The organism is Litchfieldia alkalitelluris (genome assembly GCF_002153425.1).
In the GTDB taxonomy this organism is placed as follows: Bacteria; Bacillota; Bacilli; order Bacillales; family Salisediminibacteriaceae; genus Evansella; species Evansella alkalicola.
Window position 1 is genome coordinate 4,143,579 of the sequence record NZ_KZ119600.1, and the last position, 20,816, is coordinate 4,164,394.

The following is a 20,816-nucleotide window of genomic DNA, read 5'->3' on the forward strand; positions in this document are numbered from 1 at the left end:
GGTCCAATCGAACGCGAAATCGTCAGTTTACTTGAAGTTCGCGTGCGATACGCGGTCCAATCGAACGCGAAATCGTCAGTTTACTTGAAGTTCGCGTGCGATACGCGGTCCAATCGAACGCGAAATCGTCAGTTTACTTGAAGTTCGCGTGCGATACGCGGTCCAATCGAACGCGAAATCGTCAGTTTACTTGAAGTTCGCGTGCGATACGCGGTCCAATCGAACGCGAAATCGTCAGTTTACTTGAAGTTCGCGTGCGATACGCGGTCCAATCGAACGCGAAATCGTCAGTTTACTTGAAGTTCGCGTGCGATACGCGGTCCAATCGAACGCGAAATCGTCAGTTTACTTGAAGTTCGCGTGCGATACGCGGTCCAATCGAACGCGAAATCGTCAGTTTACTTGAAGTTCGCGTGCGATAAGAGGTTAATCGAACGCGAAAATGGGATTTTACCTGAAACTCGCGTGAGATAAGAGGTTAATCGAACGCGAAATTGTGATTTTACATGAAGTTCGCGTGCGATACGAGGTTAATCGAACGCGAAATTGTGATTTTACATGAAGTTCGTGTGCGATAGAGGTCTAATCGAACGCGAAATCGTGGTTTTACTTGAAGTTCGCGTGCGATACGAGGTCCAATCGAACGCGAAAATGAGAGTTCACCTGAAGTTCGCGTGCGATAAGGGGTTAATCGAACGCGAAATCGTAATTTCACCTAAAGTTCGCGTGCGATACGAGTCTCGAAGAACTGTTGGCTATATCAAGCACTCTTTTTTACAAGCTTTAAATTTCAAGGCAGCCTACTGTACATCTATATTTAGCTAAACAATAATAGTATTAAATATTGAGTACATATAATATGGAGGGAATTGGAATGAATAGATTTTTAAGAAACATATTACTTTTACTTTTCATAGTTTTTATTCTACATGTAACTACTAGCTGGATTATTCGCGGAATTCATTATACTTTGTTCCAATCCCACCAATACGTAACCTATGTCATCCCTATGCTTCATTTAACTAAGTATTTCGCCATTGCAATGCTTCTTCTAATTATACTTAGGAAATATGCAATTTTAACCCCCGCAGGCAATATACTCACTTTCACGGGGCTAGTTATATCCATTACGATGTTAGTTACTACCTCTCTATGGTCTCATGGAGCAAATCAAGAGCAAATTATGAGGCATCGCATTATTTTACATCAAACCATATCATGGGATGAAGTAGAAAAAGTGTCCACAGAAATCAAACAAAAGTCTAGGCATGGGACTTTTAGAACTACCAAGGTGATTGGTGAATATAATTTGCATCTAGAGGATGGCTCCGTCATCAATATATGGAGTGACGTTTCGTCAATATACGATTTACATCAATTTGTTACAGGGAAAGGTATACAGGTAGAATATTTAACAAATAATATACAAAACTTTGATCAAAACTACACGTATTATTTCAAAAATTCTTTGGAAAAAGCACATCAAATATTTGGAGTGGAACAGTAGGGACAGAATTTCCCTGTCCTGCTGTGCACCTCCAATTCCTGGCCTCCTTAACCGTTCAGGATCCCAGAAACCCTATATGCAAAAAACAACCGGCAAACAGGGACTGTCCCTGTTGACAAAAAAGTCGGCAGGGTTAAGGTTCATTTCCCTTAATCCTGCCGACCTTTCATTTCTATCAACTTGTGAACGGTAGAACCGTCCCCATGTTTACCTGCGTTTATTTTTCCAGGGCGGCGATGCCGAAGCCGCCTGGGCCTGCGTGAGTGGAGATCATAGCTCCTGCTTGGATCCATTTTATGTTTTCATAGCCCATTTCTGCCGCTAAATCATTGATTCGTGGTTTGAGTCCTTCATCGAAGCCCAAAGAGTACATGAAATATAGCTGTTCTTTATCTATGTCATACGTAGTGAAATAATCACGCATCAGTTTATCGATTATTCTACCCATTTCGCCGCGATATTTCTTCGTGGAAACAAGCTTTCCTTCCTTCAACTCGATGAGTGGCTTCATTTTTAATAGAGTCGCCCCTAAATAAGCAGCATTACTTACGCGTCCTCCTGCTTTCAAAAAATCTAGACTGCCAGGTACGAATGCAAGCCTTGATTTGGGAACAGCGGCTTCAATTTTTCCCACTAAAGCAGCAGGTTCAATCGTAGGCTCTTTCTCCAGCAAGCGAGCCGCATACATGACAACAGCGCCTAGTCCGCCTGTCACGTTCAGGGCGTCGATGAGATGGAGATCCTCGAAATCCTTGGCTGCTAAAACAGCACTCTGGAAAGATGCAGAGGCCTTGGAAGTGTATCCGATATGAATAATGATGCAATCTGGAAAACTCTCTTTTATCTTTGTGAAAAATTCAGTGTATTCGTGGGTATTGGTGGCGCTTGTAGTAGGTATCTTCTTCGTACGATTATAGTAATCGTAAATATCCGGCACTGGTAACTCGCCGTCCAAATAATCGACTCCGTCCATGATGACATGCATTGGGACAATCTGTATATCATACTTGTCCGCTAAATCTACTGGTATATCTGCTCCGCTCTCGGTGGATAAAATAATTCTTCTCATCGTATCGTATATCCCCTTCCAGTTATGTGGTCACCATGGATTTCAGGCGCCGCTTTGCTGATGTCGTTATACTTTACTATACCCCATAAATGGTGCGCATCATAGCACTGATTGTCGACATAGTAAACGTGGGGACGGTTCTTGCGTTTACGCCCCTTCTTTCGTTGGAATGTTCCTTACTTTGTGAACGCAAGAATCGTCTCGGTGTTCACCCTTGTTTCTTATACTTTCGGATAATAGTAAAACTTCCATAGCCTCTGCTACACTTTGTTGATGAAACCTTTATACAAAACGGGGGATTAGAGATGAAGAAAGCATTATTGGTCGTTTTTACTTTGTTGATGTTTGGCATGATGGCAGCGTGCAGTGATGATGACGAGGAGGCAATGGATAATAACGCAACAGAAGAAAATGGAACGGAAGATGTGGTTGAGGACGGAGAAGAAGTAGATGAGAACGGCGCTGATGAGCAAAGTGAAGAAGATATCGCAAACGAAGCTGAGGAAGCTAGCAACGAAGAAACAGATGAGGGAAATGTAAGTGACTCACAGGAAGCAGCTTCCGACGAGGCGCATGAAATGTTGTTACAATCCTCTGAAGCTATGGATAATTTAACGAGTTATAAGCTGGAAATGGAAATTAAGGAAAATGACGCAAATGCTGAACCGATTGACTCATTGATGGTGATGCAAATGGCTTTTTCCGATGACGTATTTACGATGTATGTAAATGTCTCTTCCAATTACGAAGATGAGCAAGCAGAGTTTTACCTTGCAAGTGATGCCATGTATGTTAAAGAAGATGTGTGGTATGAGATGCCGAGAAGTGGCGATGAACATGCTTATACAACATGGACAGATACAGGGTTGCGAGAAGTTGGTGACTTCACAGAATTCAGTGATCAATTTGACATCATCGATAATGGAGATCATTATTTGCTGAGGTTGGAAGCTGACGACTATGATTCATTCTGGCTTGACGATTTACGACACTTTGGTGCCGGTCAAATGAGTGATGATGTAAAAATCGAAGGCTTGTATGAATTGAGGATTCAAAAAGAGTCACTTTACATGCTTGGTTATAATATGGTTATCAAGGCGGAGACTAGTGAAGGCGAGCTACTCATGGATTATGAAGCAACCCTCACCATGAGCGATTTCAATGAGTACGACGAAATCACACCACCTGATGAAGTTGTAAATGAAGCCGTTTCTTTTGGGCAATAGTTAGGTGTATACTGAGTGTAAACGCAGGGACGGTTCTTGCGTTTACACTTGTCACTCTTGTTTGAATTTTCTGACCTCCGTAAACGCAAGAACCGTCCCCATGTTCACCACATGTTCTCCCAAGTTTAAAACTCAAAAATCAACGTTTTTAAAATCCAATACGCACCGACAAATATAGGAAGCATAAAGAAAAATTGATTAAATACGGTAAAAAGCAAAACATTAACAAGATTAGATTCCATCACATATTCCTTAGCTACCATATAGTTGGGTAGCAAAAACAAACCACATGCTATAGCAGCAAATATAAGCGCACTAAGAATATGTGCCAATCTATTGGAATCTACAATTGCAATTGAAAATGGTAGAAATACAATGGTGACTATACAAGCCACAAAAAACATAGCAATCGAAAATAAATAGATATACCAATAATGAAAGTGTGTGATGAAGAATAACTTAACGTATTCTGCCACTATTACTCACCTACTAATCGAGTTTTATTACCTCGAGCTAATTGATAGATTCATTAATACCTCCTCCTAAATCGTTTTTTCCAAATATAGTTAACGGTTCATAGATGGAGATAGTAGGGAGAAGGGGATTGCAGTTCCTGAATCAAAATGCCTGTCCAAAAACAACTGATGACATATGTGAAGAAAGTTTATATAGTTAATAAGAGAGGTGAGGTGAAATATGGGTTTATTTCTAATGTTCGTAGTTTTCATTGGATATTTTGTATTCAACTTTTTCATTCTAAATAAAGTGCTTAGTAAAGACTTAACCACCATTATTATTATAGGTCAGGTTATTCTTTTTCCAGCGATCGCCGTTCTTTTAGACCCATTACTAGAAAGAACATTATACAAACACCCCATCTTTTTTAGTGAAGGAATTAACATGTTACGAGTAATAGTCCCTTTTGTACCACCAGTTATCATTATTCTCATGACAAATATACTTATTTTCGTTTTGAAAAAATGAGTAAAAGCTAGAATGTAGTGCCCATGTTCACAACCGCGAGCCCATGTTCACCTATATCTCCAACTTAAATGCCTTCACTATAATCCCATCATCTGCTGGTTCGAAATCATACTTTGGTACACGCTTAAATCCGAATTGCTCATATAAGGCAATCGCATTTTTCATAAACTCACCTGTATGTAATCCAATGTATTGATACCCCCGCGCTTTAGATCGCTGAATACACTCCCTAATGAGAGCTTTCCCTACACCTTTCCCCCTGGCGTTTGGGCCAACAGCAAGCATGCGAATTTCTGGATAATCAAGCTCTTCAACATATCCCTCGTAAGCATCTGACTTAGGCGGAAATAGGACAACGCTCCCCAGCAACTCACCTGTTTCATCATCCTCTGCCACAATCAGATCTACACCAGATTGCATATCCGCTTCTGATGAGATTGCTGCCTTTAAGCCTTCCCAATGGTCATTGGGGATTTCCCGCCGATGCTCAAGGTATGCCTCGATCCGCTGTTCCCTTATTGCATGTATTTCATTCTGATTAGCTTCTCTTATTATCATTCATTATCCCCTTCCAGTTCTCCATGATTAAAGCATTCGCATCTACCATAACAGTGTAAACGCAGGGACGGTTCTTGCGTTTACACTTGTCACTCTTGTTTGAATTTTCAGTTCCCTGTGAACGCAAGAACCGTCCCCATGTTCACCTATATAAAAACTTCTCCTTCTTCCCACTCAACGTTTCTCTCCCATGAGATGTATGGAAAACTGATAAGTCAGGTCCTTTTGGGAGTACTTTCACATCATTTTTTTCCGGATTGATTGTAATGGAGAGGTGGTAGTGTTGTTTGATCGCATCAAAATCAGTCGTCTCGCCAAAACCTGTTGTCTGATACAAGTCCCTCAAATAACCCCATAAGTTAGGAAATTCGCGAATTAGATTTCGATTTGTATTAAAGGCGTTGTAATATGCGACATCGAACCGCACCAACGTTGCGTAGAGCCTCACATCTGAGTCAGTAATATAATCCCCAAACAGGAATCTTTGGTCCGCCAGACGTTCTTCAAGCAGATCCAATCTCTTGAAAAGCGTGTCATATGCCGCCTCATATGCCTCTTGTGAGTGAGCAAACCCGCATTTATAAACCCCATTATTTATTTCGTGAAAAATCGTGTCGTTCAGCTCGTCAATGGAAGGACGAAGCTCTTCAGGGTATAAGTCAGGCGCATTGTCTTGATGATAAGGTGCCCAAACTGTTTCAAGGTAATTGGTAAGCTTAAAGTAGTCATTGTTGACAGCTTTCTTTGTGAAAACATCTACCATCACCGGCACCGTTGGTCTACCATCATAATCTGGGTCCGTATTCAGATAAACCTCACTGATATACTTCACTCCTAAAACAGGATCCGCTCCATTTTTATCTAGAGAAAACTCCCAATCCACCCGTGGAATATTCGGCCGCATAGGACTCGCTGTCCCTAAACTAATCACATTTTCCAGGCCTAAAATTTTGCGGACAATAACAGAACGGTGCGCCCACGGACATGCAGGTGACCATAGGAGACGATAACGCCCCTTCTCCACTGGAACTTCACCTTGTCCATCACCAAAAGGAGTCGTGAATCTATTTTTCTGCCGCTTAAAAGAACCATCCTTAGATATTTCCTTTGGATTCTTTGGATTTTCTTTATCCTTTACTTCCTCTACTGTGTTTTCAATCTCTTCAGTCGACATTGGTATCCTCCCATTCTTCGGTAAACGCAGGGACGGTTCTTGCGTTTACAACTGTCACACTTAGCTGAATTTTCTGAACTCCATAGACAGTCGAACCTCGCCTGCATTTAGACAACACTAAGCAGGTCCTAAACCTCGCCGCCCTTTGTAAATCAATTGAAACATAAAAATGACCTGAAGTAAACGCAAGGGCATTCTCGGGTTTAGAATGAGGAGAGACAAGGAATGTCCCCCTAATCCCACAGCACAAAATATCACTCTTATCTGAACTATAGAATTTATAATTCTTTATAAAAGGAGGAAGAGGCATGCTGCCCTCAGTCCTCCCCACATAAATGAAGGAGGAATTGTGCGTGGAAAATGTGTTGAGGTTTTATAAGGAACATGGACCGATGACAGAAATAACAAATATGAAAGATATGGTTCGGGATATCCCGAAAGATGTAGCGACGATTGTAATCTATGTACAAAATATTTTTATACACCAGCATTGGAGCAAAGCGTACGGGTTAGAACTGTCAGAGGAAAGAAAGCGAGAGCCGTTTATTCGAAGTTTTGGAGAGAAACTTCAGTTTTTACAAAGTGTGGGACAAGGAACCTGTCCCCTAGTCCCCCTAGGTCCGAGGCCTAATGAGCAGAAAATGATTTCTATTTGTCGGGACTTCTCAGTTGCTGCGGTCGCTCTTTGCAGGGAAGCTGGAATTCCAGCGAGGGCCAGGTGTGGATTTGCCAATTATTTTGAAAAAGGAAAGTACATTGATCATTGGGTTTTAGAGTACTGGAATGAGGAGCGGAAAAAGTGGGTCATGGTGGACGCACAGCTGGATAATCTGCAACAAGAGCACTTAAAGATCCCTTTCGATCCGATGAATGTTGGTGAAGACTTCTTTTTTACAGGACCAAGGGCTTGGCAGATGTGTAGAGAAGGAAAAGAGAATCCTGAGTTGTTCGGAATTTTTGATTGGTGGGGGTATATCTACTTAAACTGTAATTTGATATTGGATGCGAACTCGCTTCTAAAGATGCCAATGCAGCCATGGGATATGTGGGACGGATATAAGAGCCTGCCAATGGAGAAGTGGCACGAGAAGGACTATAAACTGATGGACGAACTGGCATCTCTCGCATTACATGTTGATGATAGTTTAGAAGATTTAATCCACTTTGTTCAACAGAATGATAAAATAAAAGTACCGGAAGATTTAGGAAAAATAACAAATAGTTTGGAGTAGAGGCCCATGTCTTATCTATGTTCCCTAGAGAAAGCCTTAGGTTATATCGAAAGTCACCTCCATGATGATATGGATCTTTCCGCTATTGCCAAGGAGGCTGGCTACTCTCTCTATCACTTCCACCGTATTTTTAAAGGAATAGTTGGAGATTCCCTTAAAGACTACATTCGAAAAAGAAGGATGACGGAAGCTGCGAAGGATTTGGTTGATACGAGGTTGCCCATAATTGATATCGCCATCAAATATGGGTACGAATCGAGGGAGGCATTCAGCAGATCCTTTGAAAAAGTATATGGGAAAGCACCCTCAGAAGTGAGAACTAGCAAACTACTTTATTTCATTCGAGAGCCAATGGATATCAATCATCTTTTGTTCGAATATAGGTTACGAACAGAAGGGATAACACCTCAATCCCTAACGCTTCCAGACAGATATGTGGTCGGAAAAAAGTGGAAGATGACGGCTGACGGAAGCAACCTTCAACAGATTCCCCTCTTATGGCAGGAATGGAACTCGAAAAATGTGTGGGAGGCGATTCAAGATAAAATATATCCTAAGAAGGTGATGGGAATTTGCCTACCTTCAGTGGGCGTAACGTTTAATTATATGATAGGGTATGAAGTCTCTGGTGTGGAGCGTGTCCCACCAGAAATGGAAGTGCAAGTATTGGAACAGAGTGATTATGCGATTTTTAGAACGATGGGACCAATTACAGAGACGGTGCAGAAAACTTGGGATTATATCTACTCCGTTTGGTTGGTGAAATCGGAGTATCAACATACAGGCACTCATGACATCGAATACTATTATTATCACCAAGGCAATCTGATTGCAGATCTTTACGTGCCGATTAGGGGGACATAGGTCCCTTGTTCCGTCTCCTCCCGCTTCCTCAGATGCCGATTATTATTGGGTAGTGAGACCTTATTTTTAAATGGAGATAACAAATAAAAAGGAGAGTTTGCTCATGACTGGGGAGAGTGAAAAAGAAAGATTGTTAATAGATAGCGAGCAAAAGTTCAACGCATTGCTTGATATAATTGAATCCGTACCTAGCAGAAAAAGAAGCACTTCTATAGAAACACAAGACAGAGATAAGAATTTCCGTGATGTAGTCATGCATCTTTATGAATGGCATGCCATGCTTGAGAGGTGGTATAGAGAAGGAATGGATGGTGATATTCCTTTTACACCAGCTCCAGGTTATAAATGGAGGACACTTAAGCAACTTAATATGAACATTTGGGAGAACTACCAAGAGGTAACATTAAATCAAGCATTGAAAAAACTGATGTTAAGCCACGAAAGAGTAATGAGCATAATTAAATCTCATACGAATGAAGAACTCGTGACAAAAAAATACTATAAGTGGACAAAAACAAGTAATCTATATAGCTACTTCGCGGCAAACACATCTGACCACTACATGTGGGCCATAAAAAAATGTGAACCCATTGCAAAGTCAATCAAACAAGGGACATAGGGAAGGACCAGTGATATGCCCCCTCCACCTTGAATGACGCCAACATAGTAATGTATAATAATACTAGATAGCACATACACTAAAAAATACCGAGTGCTGCCAACACCCGGTCACTGCAACTACATGCCGCATGAAGAGCGGCTGACCGCAATTAAAACGATTACGAAAAAAGTAACCATCCACTCACCTTGGTCTGGCGTAGGGACGGTTACTTTTTTCTTATTTCTTTGACGATTAGAACCACCAACGTAACCAAACTTATCAACAGCAAGTTAGATTGCATCGCAAAAGCAAGTGCTTCATATATCGTCATTTATCCACCTCCCTTCATTCAGGAGATGACCAACCGCCCAACCGCTTTATGTAGTTGCTTATCCAATTATACCAAACATATGTTCGATTTTGCAATCTCATTAGTAGAAGTAGCAACAATAAAAGCTAGCAAAAATTGAGAATGCCTGATTTGCCCTTAAACGCAGGGACGGTTCTTGCGTTTATAACCGTCGAAATTAACTAAATCTTCTGATCTTTGTAAACGCAAGAACCGTCCCTATGTTCAGAAAGTCGACTAATAATTCTCCCCCTGTGTTCCAAACCAGTACCTCCTTTAAAAGAACACTAAGCAGAGGCGGATCAGGTAAGAAATACATATTTCGAAACTCCGGTTCATTGTAAACGCAAGAAAAGAAAGAATTTAACCCCAGAGACCTATAGTCTAGTGATCTTCTAGACTGCAGTCCTCTGGGATTTTCTTTTACATATTGGGATAAACTTAGTAATCATTATAACTTTCCTATTTAACTATTAAACGAACCTTCAGTTCTTCGCAACGCAAGAACCGACTCTCCGTTTACTTTATTCAGCTCTTCGTAAACGCAAGAACCGTCCCTGCGTTCACTCAAATTTATTGCGATAGTTACTTAATTCATCCAATACTTGATTTTGAAAGTCTGTATCCTCTGACTCTATGTTCCCAAGGATATAAGTTTCGCCAGATTCAACAGGTTCGCCATTTTCTTCACCTTCGCCATTCACTTCATAATACAACATAATTAAAGCCGTTATTTTTGCTTCTTCTTCTTTAAGCGAATCTTCTGCTTGGATATTAGCTAACAACTCTTTCAAGTCCGATACATTTCCCATCTTAAAGTATGCTTCCCCAACATATTCATAGACTTCCGAATTAAAGGAAAATTCACGACTATTATGATCTGATCCTATCGGGTTTTCCTCAAACTCCCTGACAGTACTCTGATAGCGATCATATACCTCAATCGATTTTGTATACCAGCTGTCGCTCATCACTTCAGAGTTTGCTAGATATACAGCATTGATAATTGCTCTTGTATAGGATTGGTCATCATATTTATCAAACTCAATAGCATCATAATAATGATTAAATGCTTGTTCATTTAAACCTAATCGATCATACCGTATGCCGACCCTTGATATAACATTAGAGTTTTTAGGTTCTACATTTACTAGATTCTGAAGTACTTCCTCAGTTTTCGCTAGATACCCTGATTCGTGTTGAATCATTTGACTATAATTATCAGCTAAATTAAATAAATAATTAACATTATAAGGATTAAAGTTAACTGCTTTTTCCGAATGACGCATTATTTCAGCTAATCCCGATGAATCAGTTGCTTGCTGATAATGATTCTCCGCAGTCATAAACCTAAAAGAAAATACACCTGCAACTAATACTAGTATCAAAAATAATGTTAATAAATATGTCCGAATCTTTGTTAATATTGTAAAAGTATAATCAAATTCAATTGAACGAATCCCCATTGTAATTAACCAGAACACAAAAAACCATACTGTTCCATAAGACAAATTAAAGTCAAAGAAACTATGTGAAAATATGACTGAAGATGATAGAAGAACTGCTATTGGGATCGTTTTATTTTCAGATTTCAAACAGCCATGAGCAATTAGAAAGTATAAATAAAGAAAGATTCCACATTTAACAATCAAACCAAGCCAACCAATATCCAATAACCACTCTAAATATTCATTGTGTATTTTGTTAGATTGGTACGGTAATTGCTGATACCCTCTATAAATAGTGGACCAAGCTTCACCTCCATGGCCAAAAACAGGAGAATCCTTACTAACGTTAAGGGCGTCCTCATAAAAAATAAATCTTTCACGAGAAGTTGTACTCTCCCCTATGCTTACGATCCTTTCTTGAATCCCATCAGGCAAGGCCTGAAATACCAATCCCTTATTAGCAATGTCTAGTACGCCTAAAATAGCCACTACAAAAGTTACAACTACGATTATATACTGTGAGTACTTTTTTTTGTTCGAAGGAATCGAATCAATAAATAATTCCAACTTGTTTTTACTGTATTGATGAAACAAGTAAATGATTAGAGTAGCAAGCGCTGAGGCGATGATCACGACTAATAAACCAAGATAATCGTTGTTCGCGGAAGGATCACCTATTTGAATCACCGAATAAACAATTAACGAAATAAGGCATGTAACTACACTCACGACTATATACTTTATTTGGTTTATACCCTTAAATAAGAATAGGCCCATTAGCCATATGACTGGAAAAATGATATACATTGTTCTAGAATATGAGGCGAAAAAACTTAAGAAGAAAAGTACTAACGGGCTTGAATAGAAAATGATAGCCCCTCGTTTTATATCACTATGCATCAGCATAGAAAGTGAAAAAACAAAAAATGCAGCCATCATCATACCAAAAGTATTAGGATACTGAAAGAAACCAGAGAATCTCCCCTGTACAACAGCCTGATGAAAATTAACAAAACCGAAGTTTTCAAGAAGCATATAGAGTGCAATCCACCCCCCAGCTACAACAAACACAATCGGTAATAGTCTTTGAATTTTTCGTTTTTCTACTGACCAATATAGTAAAAAGAAAAACGCTATATAAGTAACCCAGCGTAAGAAACTGTCCCACGCACCTTGAGGAGATGCAGCATAAAAGGTTGAAATTAAATAAACAACTGGTAAAAAAGCTGCAACACTTATCAGAGTCAGCTTTTCCATACCTTTATGTAATAAAAAACGAATGAATAACGTGATAAATAAAGTAAAAATAATAATCTGAAATCCATAAAAATCTTTATGAAAGTACAGTCCCTTTTCGTACGATGAAAAAATAAAAAATAATGACAAAACCACAAAGGTAAACCAAGCCATCTTTATCCCTCAAATTCACATTGTAATAATACAAATTATTATACCAAAAAACACCTTTTACCCATACCTATCTTTAGTGAACACTCCACACTTCTTCCATATATGTATTGATCTTACTGATAAAGCAGAAAATAGAGTAGCCATGAGGACTACTCTATTTTTCTACTAAAATACTATCCCTATCCTTAAAGTGCAGTAGCAGACTTCCTTCTAAATACCATTACTGTTGCACCTGCTAGTAAGAACAGGATACCAACTAATAGAAGGTTAAATGCATTTGTTGCAGTATTTGGTAGCTTGTTTTCTCCATTAGAAGAACCATTCTCAGTTGTAGTAGTTGTTGTAGTTGTTGTAGATTCCTCTTCAGATGAACCAGTTCCACCTGTAGTAGGTGTTACAGTTTCTTCTTCCTGAGTCTCTTCATCTTCTTCTCCAGCAACTGGAGTTTCTACAGTATCATCATTATCTGGGTCTTCTTCATCAAAGATTCCAGCAATTTCAAACACACCATAGACACTAAAGTGGGATACTTCTGCAGTTACAAAACCAGTGATAGGATCATATGAAATTGGCTTTATGTATTCTTCCTTTTCCCCATCATCATTAATATATACAACTGCAATATCTTCCCATTTTTCTACACTATCAGGATTAACATAAAATAAAAGCGTTACTTTGAAATCTCCAAAATCAATACTACTTGTTTCACCATTCTTAGTTAGTGACAATCTATGAAGTGCACTCTTTAATCCTTCTTGATTTTTACTAGCAATTGCTTCCTCTACGTCACCAAATGTTAAAGTAATTTCATCCTCTTCAAACAGTTGCAATAATGCTACAGGTATTTGAACATCAATCGCAGTTCCACGTATTGCTACAGAATAATCAGGTTCAAAATCTTGAACGTCACTAATAGTCACTGCACTACTATTATATTGTGGTAGAATCCTGTATACCTTGTCCGCGGGTTCAGAATAAACAAAATCTGGTACACCATATACATCATCTCTTACATCATCATATACATCTTCAGTTACTTCACCATATACGTCATCTCTTACATCACCGTAAACACCATCTGTAACATTATAAATGTTAGCAAGCACATCTTCAGAGTCACCATCATATGAAGCAAATGTAGTTGAGAACGGCATTACTAGTAATAAAAATGCAGTAAAACCACAAATAAATGATACCTTGTTTTTCATAGTTTCAAATCCTCTCAATTTTAGTAGATCTTTCTTCATAGTCATTTCCACCTCCTTCCATCGACAATACTACCAAAGAACTAACAAAATGTCCAATAATATTACATTTCTTCAAAAATATTCAATAACTTATTTATAGATTTCGGAGGGCTTGAAGATTATACTACTATTTCAATCCGGAGTTATCTCACATAAGACATGAGATATTTTAAAGATCTAGTTTTGTGCATTTGGTGTAAAGGGTAGTTGTGTAGTGGGCATTATTAACGAATTCATATAAAGGATTAATGAGGTAGAAAAACTATCATATGGCTAATCGTGGTAACACTTGAGTGCGTATCAAACAAATTCTGAGTATACTTTGTTGAATATTGTTGAATTTTAGTATCATAGGTATATATTACCACGAGTGAATTCATTAGCGAAACCCAAAATCGTTTATATACATATAATTGTCAAAAAAATTTAGACAAAGTACCCATTTATGCATACGCCCTTTCTAAAAACAAACGAGTAATGTTCCTGTTTCCATCAAATAAACAGGGGGCAAGGTTGATTACTTCATACGTTAATGATTTTGAACAATTCTAGCGTTATTGAGAAAACATAGTCTTTCATTCTATCTTAGCGAATGGGGGAATAGTTTCTATTAGAAAGTCGACTAAAAAGGCAAACGAGAATCACCCCGTTTGCCTGTAAACGCAAGAACCGTCCCTGCGTTTATAATTCCCAATTTTTAAAGGTCTTGTAACAACTCCCTTTCTTTAATTAGCTTAGATTCTTTTGCTAAAGCTAATAACCCTGCACTACTTGGATACAGTAACTCATCCTCAAGCATTTGAATTAACTTATTCGCTTTCACTAATTGAAAGTCAACACCTTCGAAGTTAACTTTGAAATTCTTTTTGATAAAATAAGAATTATCTATTACTAACAAAAATGATAATTCCTGTCGTAAGGACATCATGTCGGTAACATTACCTAAGAATTCAAGGTGTGCTTCTTGATTTTTTAAATACGAATCTAATTCTTCTATAACAGGGTGTTTATGAATAATATCATTTACTTCCCCCTCATCATTAGACTCATAATCCCTTCCATTAAAAACCTCTTCTAGTAATTCTCTATATAGAGTCAACTCAACATCAAAATTGTCTTCAATAATACCTTTGTTTGTAGTCTCTTCTTTCTCAAAAATCTCAAAACCACCAGCAGGTACAATATGCCAGTAATTTGGCTTAATTGCTACCTCTTCCGAACGCTTAATAATCGGAACTCTATACGTTTGTTTCTTTTCGTCCCAACAAAAAATTATCATTTGAACACTCAGTAAAGAATGTCGGTTTTGCCCTTTCAAAACAACTTCACTATTTGTTTGACCCTCATGTATTTTTGACCTATAATGCAGCTTCTTCAAAATTTCGTTCCCTGACTTTTTTACTATGCTTTTATTTCTTTTATACAATCTATAAAGCTCATACTCTAATATGTGACTTGTTGTAACTGTTTGCTTATATGTACATGCATTTGCTGAAAATCCTAGTATTTCTTGTTTATCATTTAATTTATATTCGTCTAATTCAAAACCAACTAAATTAGGCTTCTTTATGTTAGCTTTCATGACCTTATAATATTTTGATTGATATTTATCTAATGTACTTTCTTTTACTTGTGGATTTTTTAAAACTGCAATCTTCTCCATCGTTCCAGAAAGTGGGTATCCTATATGATGAGCTACTCTATGTACAACAGCCAAGTGCGATTTACCAAATAACTTAACCATCTCCAAATCATCATATATCTTTATTAAAACTTTATTTTGCCAATCTGCGAACTTTTCCGTACTGGCTGTTTTATAAAAAATTTCTCTTTCCCTATTATATCTTTGATCTTTATTCATACCTCGAAAGTATTGAAACAATGGCTTCAGCATATTAAGATCAAATTGGACAATAAAGAATTTATTAATAGCTAAAATCACTGAGACCACTATAATGATAGTTCCTACCATTGGGTGAATAGAAAAGATGTACTCCAAAAGGTCCCCAAACACAGGTATTTCATAAAAATACTCCCTAATTGCCTCCATATTTCCTCCTCTTATCATATTTATTTTATTCATAAAACCATTGTATCATTGAATAGGACTAATCTCCTGTTTTATTTTTTGTAATATTCTAAAAACAAATACCATTATCCTATAGCTAACTATCATTTACAACACAATATTAAACCCAGGGACGGTTCTTCCGTTTACAACCGTCGCAATTAACTAAATCTTCTGATCTTCGTGCACTACAGAACCGTCCCCATGTTCAGCCATGTTTACATTGTCATGACCTTTGTCCCCCTCCTCACTTCAATTTGTTTAGAAACCCTTCAAAGGAGTTACTAATCAACTCCAGCTCTTGTTTTTCATGATCCCAAAACTGGACCGTTGGCTCAGCTTTAGCCTTAGCTTCTTCCCCACCTTCAACCTCCGCCTTAGCCTTTTCCTCCGCCGCCTCCCCATCTGATCCTTCAAACTTAAAACAATAATAATTTCCAAATGGATCGTTGGCAAATGGAACCGTTCTTTCAGGAAGTTGGCCCTCCAGCCAACTCAACACGTCCATTACTCCACCCTTTGCAGTAGGAACAGCATTTAGAAACGTTTTTATGACTTGTTCCTTACCGGAGACAAGTTGTACTTTATTTTTGTTTGGCCGCGCCCCGTTATACTCTTTTACGAGTTGACGATAAGCAACGGGTAATGTGACACCTAAATAGTTTTCCAATTTCCCTAGCATCTTGTCTGTTGCTGGATCCTTCACAAATCCCCACTTCAAATTAGCGTGCATCTGATCCACCTCCCCAAATGGTTCGCCCGCCGCTATGACCCGACTTGGCGTGAATCTCTTCATCTACTAGCTGAATTCTCCCGAGATCCTCATGATGATGCCACGTAAAACCGTCTGGAGTCTCCCCGGCATAGATTTGCTCGAGCTGCATGCCCGTAAACTCATTGGCTAAACTAGGATCAGCATTCACCATCTCTACTAATTGTTGATTGGCATAGGAAAAATGAAGGTAATCACTATCTTGATACATCTCTTCAGGAAGATAGACATCTGCAACGCCCTCAAATACAGGGAAAACACCGACCACTTCCGCGCCATTTTCCAACTCCACCGTTTGTGCTTCATAGAAAACACCCGTTGTAGGATGGTGTTGCCCATCAAGGTGACTGTTATGCGTCATGAGGAAATCCCCGTCGGTTGCAGCGGATACATCGTCCCCCTCTATAAGGTCAAACACCGTTACGGCTACAGCCCCGACAATGATGACCTTTCCAACACCCTTTAAACCAGTTTTAACCACATCATAATCTTTATGATAGAAACCTTTGACCACTGCTGTACTGTTTTTCAAGGTAAAAGAAGCGGTTTTGACGAAAGCCCCCACTGTCCTTCCCCCTACAGCAGTGAACTCTCCGAAGCCCTCCTTCACTCCGCCAAAGTCCTTCGTGACCGAACCTTGGAGAGTTTTGTAGACCCCTTGAGCGACCTGACTCCCCGCTTCAGCACTGAATTTGGTGGCCCCATGGAGGGAATCACCAACCTCCCCCACGTATGGAGTGTTCGTTTTATTAGCTAGGTAATTCAAAGGAATACTAAAACCCTTCCCAACAGTATCCCCCGCTTTTTCACCAAATGAGTGAAGAGACCCTTTGCCAGTTGTGGTCTTTAACTGCCGATCCTTTTCATCAAAATTAGTGTAGAGCTTCTTGGCCCCTGCTTTCGTTTTCTCTACACCAGACTTAACATAACCGAACCACTTATCCTTGCCACTCATCTTTCGCCCCCCTTAATAGAGAAAATCTCGTGCTGATAATCTAATAGTACTATAAAAAAGAGAGAGGTTATGTCGAAACATGTAAACGCAGGGACGGTTCTTCCGTTTACAACCGTCGCAATTAACAAAATCTTCTAATCTTTGTAAACGGAAGAACCGTCCCCATGTTCAGAATCGCCCCTGCGTTCACTTGATAAGTAGGAAAAATGGAAAATAAATTCAGTTACAATTTTGTGAACTGCAAAGATAGTTTTTGCTTGTTTTTAAAAATAGTTATGCTTTTTCCACTACTTTTTCCTACTTATAGTTTGAGGAAGGTTATTAAAAAAGGAGAGTGGTAGATATGGATACATGGAAACGAGTCGTTATCAAGGAAGAAAGGAGAACCCCACATAGTAGCTGGATCTGGGATCACATGATACAGTATCTTGTGGATTCATTAAAACTGCAGACGGATTTAAATGGACGAGGATACACCCTAAAAGGGAATCGTAAAAGCCTAACGTAACTTTCGAAAAAAGGAGGGAACAAAACGAAAATACAAAGAGAAGTAGAAGCGCTTCTAACGGGAGAAAACGAAGCTCCCAAGGACGAAATGGTCGGAACAATATCATAGATTATTACAGAATTAAAACAGAAACTAAAACATATAAAAAGGCAGGAGAGAACCACGCCTCTAATTCTCTCCCGAGAGTCTAAATTCGAATCGACACTTAAGGGGGATGGATAAACAGAACTATGTCAGTCTGTCCAGCGAACGAATCTTCGGTCCTTTGTAAACAAAAAGAACCGTCACTGCCTCCACCTCCCACTGTGGTCAACACACTGGGACAATGAACCTGTCCCTCCGCCCTCCTTTTACGATATTTTTCAAAGAAAAAATAGCGTAATGATTATAATTAAGGTATTATAGGAAATAATAATAAGATAAAATAGCATTGGAGGTGTTAAGAAGTGAAAAAGCCATATCATTTACCATTCCTCCCCATTACCTTTGATCCAGAGACAGAGCTTTTGTTTTATAAAAAAGTCGTGGAAGCAACTGCAGAATTAGAAAAGTTAAAACAAAAACTACATAATTCTTTAGTAAAGGAATCTTTTATTTCACTTCTTACACTGCATGAGTCTGTCCAGTCTACAAGAATTGAAGGAACACAAGTCACATTTAGTGAAATGCTTGAGGACAAGGTGGAACAAAAATTAGAGTGGGAAAAGATCGAAGTGAGAAATTATCAAAGTGCACTAAGTATGGGTGTCGAGACGATTAAGACAGGATATCCACTAACTGAACGTCTCATTCGTGATATGCATATAAAACTAATGAAAGATGCCCGTGGTTCAACGAGTTCTTCGGGTGCATATAGAAAAATCCAAAACTTTATCGGCCCAACAAAAAATATAAAAGATGCATCATACATCCCACCTGAACCTCAATTAATGGATGAATATATGTCAAACCTTGAAAGATATATCAATGGACACCCTTATCAAGATAATGAAGGTGATACACTTCATTCTTTAATAAAAGCTGCCATTATTCATGCTCAATTTGAATCTATTCACCCATTCTTAGATGGAAACGGCAGGTTAGGTAGAATATTAATTGTTTTATATCTCCTCCAAACCGAACTAATAGATTCACCATTCTTCTTTTTAAGTGAAGAGTTAGAAAAAGAGAAATTTAAATATTACGCTATGTTAAATGGCGTTCGCGCAATTGGGCGTAAAGAGCCTGACTGGAAAAGTTGGATTGTATTTTTTCTAGATGCGACAATACGAATGGCCAAAAACCAGTATAGGAAATTAGATGAGGCTGAGAAACTGTTTAATGAAGGTCTTTCTAAAATAGGGCAACCAGCTACTAAAAAAGTATGGGGAGCCTTATTTTCAAGTCCAGTCGCAACTGTTCATCAGCTACAAAAGGAAACTGACCTAGCACCTCCAACTATTAGAAAATGTTTGAAACAATTAGTAGAGTTAAATATGATATTTGGAGATGACAGAAGAAGAAACCGTAGATTTTATCAATATGATTTAATAAGAATTATGTCTGAATAATTAAAAATATGGGGACGGTTCTTGCGTTTACAAAACGTAAGAATCGCCCCTGTTGGTTCTGGTGTAGAAGCTTAGACAAACAAGGACTGTTCCTTTTGAATTCCGGAACTTGAAACTGAAACAATACAACAATGTCAATATACATGACCACATTATATTTCAAACACAAGAGGAGGAATCATAATGTTAGACTCGTTTTTAGACTGGCTCACTCAAGCTTCTTGGAAAACCGTTCTCCCTCTCCTACTTCTATTAAACACTTTTATTTTATTGAGCTGTATCATTATTGGAAACAAAATCGTACAGTGGTTTTACAAGAGAAGAGTTGCCTCCCTTATCACTACCAGACCAACAGAAATCTATTTAGCCATAATGTCTGTTCTACTGAATACAGGTGTAACCGTTCTAGGTTATTATTTATGGACCAATGGTGTCATAGTTTTGAGCACTAGCTTTGGCTTCTTTAACTGGTTGGATATAATAGTCTTACTCCTCATCATGGATTTAGCGATGTATATTTTTCATCGCTTTGCACATCACAAAAAAATCTACCCCACTATTCATCGTACCCATCACCGTTTTGAAGATCCTAGACCCATTACGCTATTCGCCTTAAATCCACTAGAAAATCTTGGTTTCGGTTTACTTTGGCTCGTTGTCCTAACCATTTATCCTGCCTCTTGGATTGGGATAGCTGGCTATCTCTTTCTTAATGTTGTATTTGGGCTCATTGGTCACCTCGGAGTTGAGCCTTTTCCTCAGTCATGGGTGAAACACCCAGTACTCAAGTGGATTTCCACAAGTACCTATCATGCACAGCATCATCAGCAAGAGCATTACAACTATGGTTTCTACACGATCATTTGGGATCGAATATTTGGCACACTCTCCCCAAATTATCCATCTCATTTTGGAGAAATAGTGGAGAAAGGGACAGAGGGACCTTGTCCCGATTCCAAGCCCACCTAGTCCACTCCCTTAACATATGGTATAACGAAAAAAAGGGACAGTCCCTGCTGAGCTACATTTACCATTTACCTACCATTTTTTTATGAAAACAAAGCATTATTCCCTTACAAAGTGTTAGGGGAAAAACTCCTTTTATGAGTTGAGTGTTTCATTGTCCCCTCGTTTTCAAAGAAGAAACCCGTTTTAGAAGCGACACTATAAATGAAAGAATTTAACACCAGAGGCCTGCAGTCTAGTGGTCTTCTAGACTGCAGGCCTCTGGGTAAACGCAGGGACATTCTTGCGTTTACAAGAAAAAAACATGGGGACGGTTCTTGCGTTTACA

At 38.8% G+C, this 20,816-nt stretch carries 18 protein-coding genes; 9 read left to right on the forward strand and 9 right to left on the reverse strand.

Annotation, left to right across the window (positions count from 1 at the left end):
• Positions 1 to 874: 874 nt before the first annotated feature.
• A complete protein-coding gene (locus BW724_RS19550) occupies positions 875 to 1,507 on the forward strand; it encodes a hypothetical protein (protein ID WP_088076800.1) in 633 nt (210 codons plus the stop codon).
• Positions 1,508 to 1,724: 217 nt separating this feature from the next.
• Here BW724_RS19550 and BW724_RS19555 read toward each other — a convergent pair whose 3' ends face one another.
• Entirely contained in the window at positions 1,725 to 2,576 is an 852-nt protein-coding gene (locus BW724_RS19555; RefSeq protein WP_088076801.1) for a DegV family protein, read from the reverse strand.
• Positions 2,577 to 2,881: 305 nt separating this feature from the next.
• Here BW724_RS19555 and BW724_RS19560 point away from each other — a divergent pair, with 305 nt between their 5' ends.
• A complete protein-coding gene (locus BW724_RS19560) occupies positions 2,882 to 3,802 on the forward strand; it encodes a DUF6612 family protein (RefSeq protein ID WP_088076802.1) in 921 nt (306 codons plus the stop codon).
• A 125-nt stretch (positions 3,803 to 3,927) separates the two neighbouring features.
• Here BW724_RS19560 and BW724_RS19565 read toward each other — a convergent pair whose 3' ends face one another.
• Positions 3,928 to 4,278, reverse strand: a complete 351-nt coding sequence (locus BW724_RS19565) for a hypothetical protein (RefSeq protein ID WP_088076803.1) — start codon at positions 4,276 to 4,278, stop codon at positions 3,928 to 3,930.
• 220 nt (positions 4,279 to 4,498) lie between these two features.
• Here BW724_RS19565 and BW724_RS19570 point away from each other — a divergent pair, with 220 nt between their 5' ends.
• On the forward strand, positions 4,499 to 4,786 hold the full coding sequence (locus BW724_RS19570) for a hypothetical protein (protein WP_088076804.1): 288 nt from the start codon (positions 4,499 to 4,501) through the stop codon (positions 4,784 to 4,786).
• Between the two features lie 51 nt (positions 4,787 to 4,837).
• Here BW724_RS19570 and BW724_RS19575 read toward each other — a convergent pair whose 3' ends face one another.
• Positions 4,838 to 5,344, reverse strand: coding sequence for a GNAT family N-acetyltransferase (locus tag BW724_RS19575; RefSeq protein ID WP_088076805.1), 507 nt, complete (start codon positions 5,342 to 5,344; stop codon positions 4,838 to 4,840).
• A gap of 142 nt (positions 5,345 to 5,486) precedes the next feature.
• Positions 5,487 to 6,518, reverse strand: a complete 1,032-nt coding sequence (locus BW724_RS19580) for a glutathione S-transferase family protein (protein WP_088076806.1) — start codon at positions 6,516 to 6,518, stop codon at positions 5,487 to 5,489.
• Positions 6,519 to 6,871: 353 nt separating this feature from the next.
• Between BW724_RS19580 and BW724_RS19590 the strand changes: the two genes are divergently transcribed.
• From BW724_RS19590 to BW724_RS19600, 3 genes are all read left to right on the forward strand, one after another.
• Positions 6,872 to 7,750: a transglutaminase-like domain-containing protein gene (locus tag BW724_RS19590; RefSeq protein ID WP_088076808.1), complete on the forward strand. Its 879-nt coding sequence runs from the start codon at positions 6,872 to 6,874 to the stop codon at positions 7,748 to 7,750.
• A 6-nt stretch (positions 7,751 to 7,756) separates the two neighbouring features.
• Positions 7,757 to 8,614, forward strand: a complete 858-nt coding sequence (locus BW724_RS19595) for an AraC family transcriptional regulator (RefSeq protein WP_088076809.1) — start codon at positions 7,757 to 7,759, stop codon at positions 8,612 to 8,614.
• A gap of 103 nt (positions 8,615 to 8,717) precedes the next feature.
• A complete protein-coding gene (locus BW724_RS19600) occupies positions 8,718 to 9,233 on the forward strand; it encodes a ClbS/DfsB family four-helix bundle protein (protein ID WP_088076810.1) in 516 nt (171 codons plus the stop codon).
• 894 nt (positions 9,234 to 10,127) lie between these two features.
• Here BW724_RS19600 and BW724_RS19605 read toward each other — a convergent pair.
• The 5 genes from BW724_RS19605 to BW724_RS19625 form a co-directional block, all read right to left on the reverse strand.
• The gene (locus BW724_RS19605) at positions 10,128 to 12,422 is read right to left on the reverse strand and encodes an O-antigen ligase family protein (protein WP_088076811.1); all 2,295 of its coding nucleotides are present in this window, start codon (positions 12,420 to 12,422) and stop codon (positions 10,128 to 10,130) included.
• A gap of 185 nt (positions 12,423 to 12,607) precedes the next feature.
• Positions 12,608 to 13,675: an LPXTG cell wall anchor domain-containing protein gene (locus tag BW724_RS19610; RefSeq protein ID WP_088076812.1), complete on the reverse strand. Its 1,068-nt coding sequence runs from the start codon at positions 13,673 to 13,675 to the stop codon at positions 12,608 to 12,610.
• A gap of 691 nt (positions 13,676 to 14,366) precedes the next feature.
• Positions 14,367 to 15,719, reverse strand: a complete 1,353-nt coding sequence (locus BW724_RS19615; RefSeq protein WP_088076813.1) for a hypothetical protein — start codon at positions 15,717 to 15,719, stop codon at positions 14,367 to 14,369.
• Positions 15,720 to 15,984: 265 nt separating this feature from the next.
• On the reverse strand, positions 15,985 to 16,470 hold the full coding sequence (locus BW724_RS19620; protein WP_176371482.1) for an SMI1/KNR4 family protein: 486 nt from the start codon (positions 16,468 to 16,470) through the stop codon (positions 15,985 to 15,987).
• Positions 16,460 to 17,464, reverse strand: a complete 1,005-nt coding sequence (locus BW724_RS19625; protein ID WP_088076815.1) for an HNH endonuclease — start codon at positions 17,462 to 17,464, stop codon at positions 16,460 to 16,462. The genes BW724_RS19620 and BW724_RS19625 overlap by 11 nt, the downstream gene beginning before the upstream one ends.
• A 343-nt stretch (positions 17,465 to 17,807) precedes the next feature.
• On the opposite strand from BW724_RS19625, the gene BW724_RS23755 reads away from it, so the two are divergent.
• The 3 genes from BW724_RS23755 (at position 17,808) to BW724_RS19635 (ending at position 20,491) form a co-directional block, all read left to right on the forward strand.
• Complete coding sequence (locus BW724_RS23755; protein ID WP_176371483.1) at positions 17,808 to 17,972, forward strand: hypothetical protein; 165 nt, start codon at positions 17,808 to 17,810, stop codon at positions 17,970 to 17,972.
• A 446-nt stretch (positions 17,973 to 18,418) separates the two neighbouring features.
• Positions 18,419 to 19,522 carry a Fic family protein gene (locus BW724_RS19630; protein WP_088076816.1) on the forward strand — a complete coding sequence of 368 codons (1,104 nt, stop codon included), beginning with the start codon at positions 18,419 to 18,421 and terminating at the stop codon, positions 19,520 to 19,522.
• 183 nt (positions 19,523 to 19,705) lie between these two features.
• Complete coding sequence (locus BW724_RS19635) at positions 19,706 to 20,491, forward strand: sterol desaturase family protein (protein ID WP_088076817.1); 786 nt, start codon at positions 19,706 to 19,708, stop codon at positions 20,489 to 20,491.
• Positions 20,492 to 20,816 lie beyond the last annotated feature (325 nt).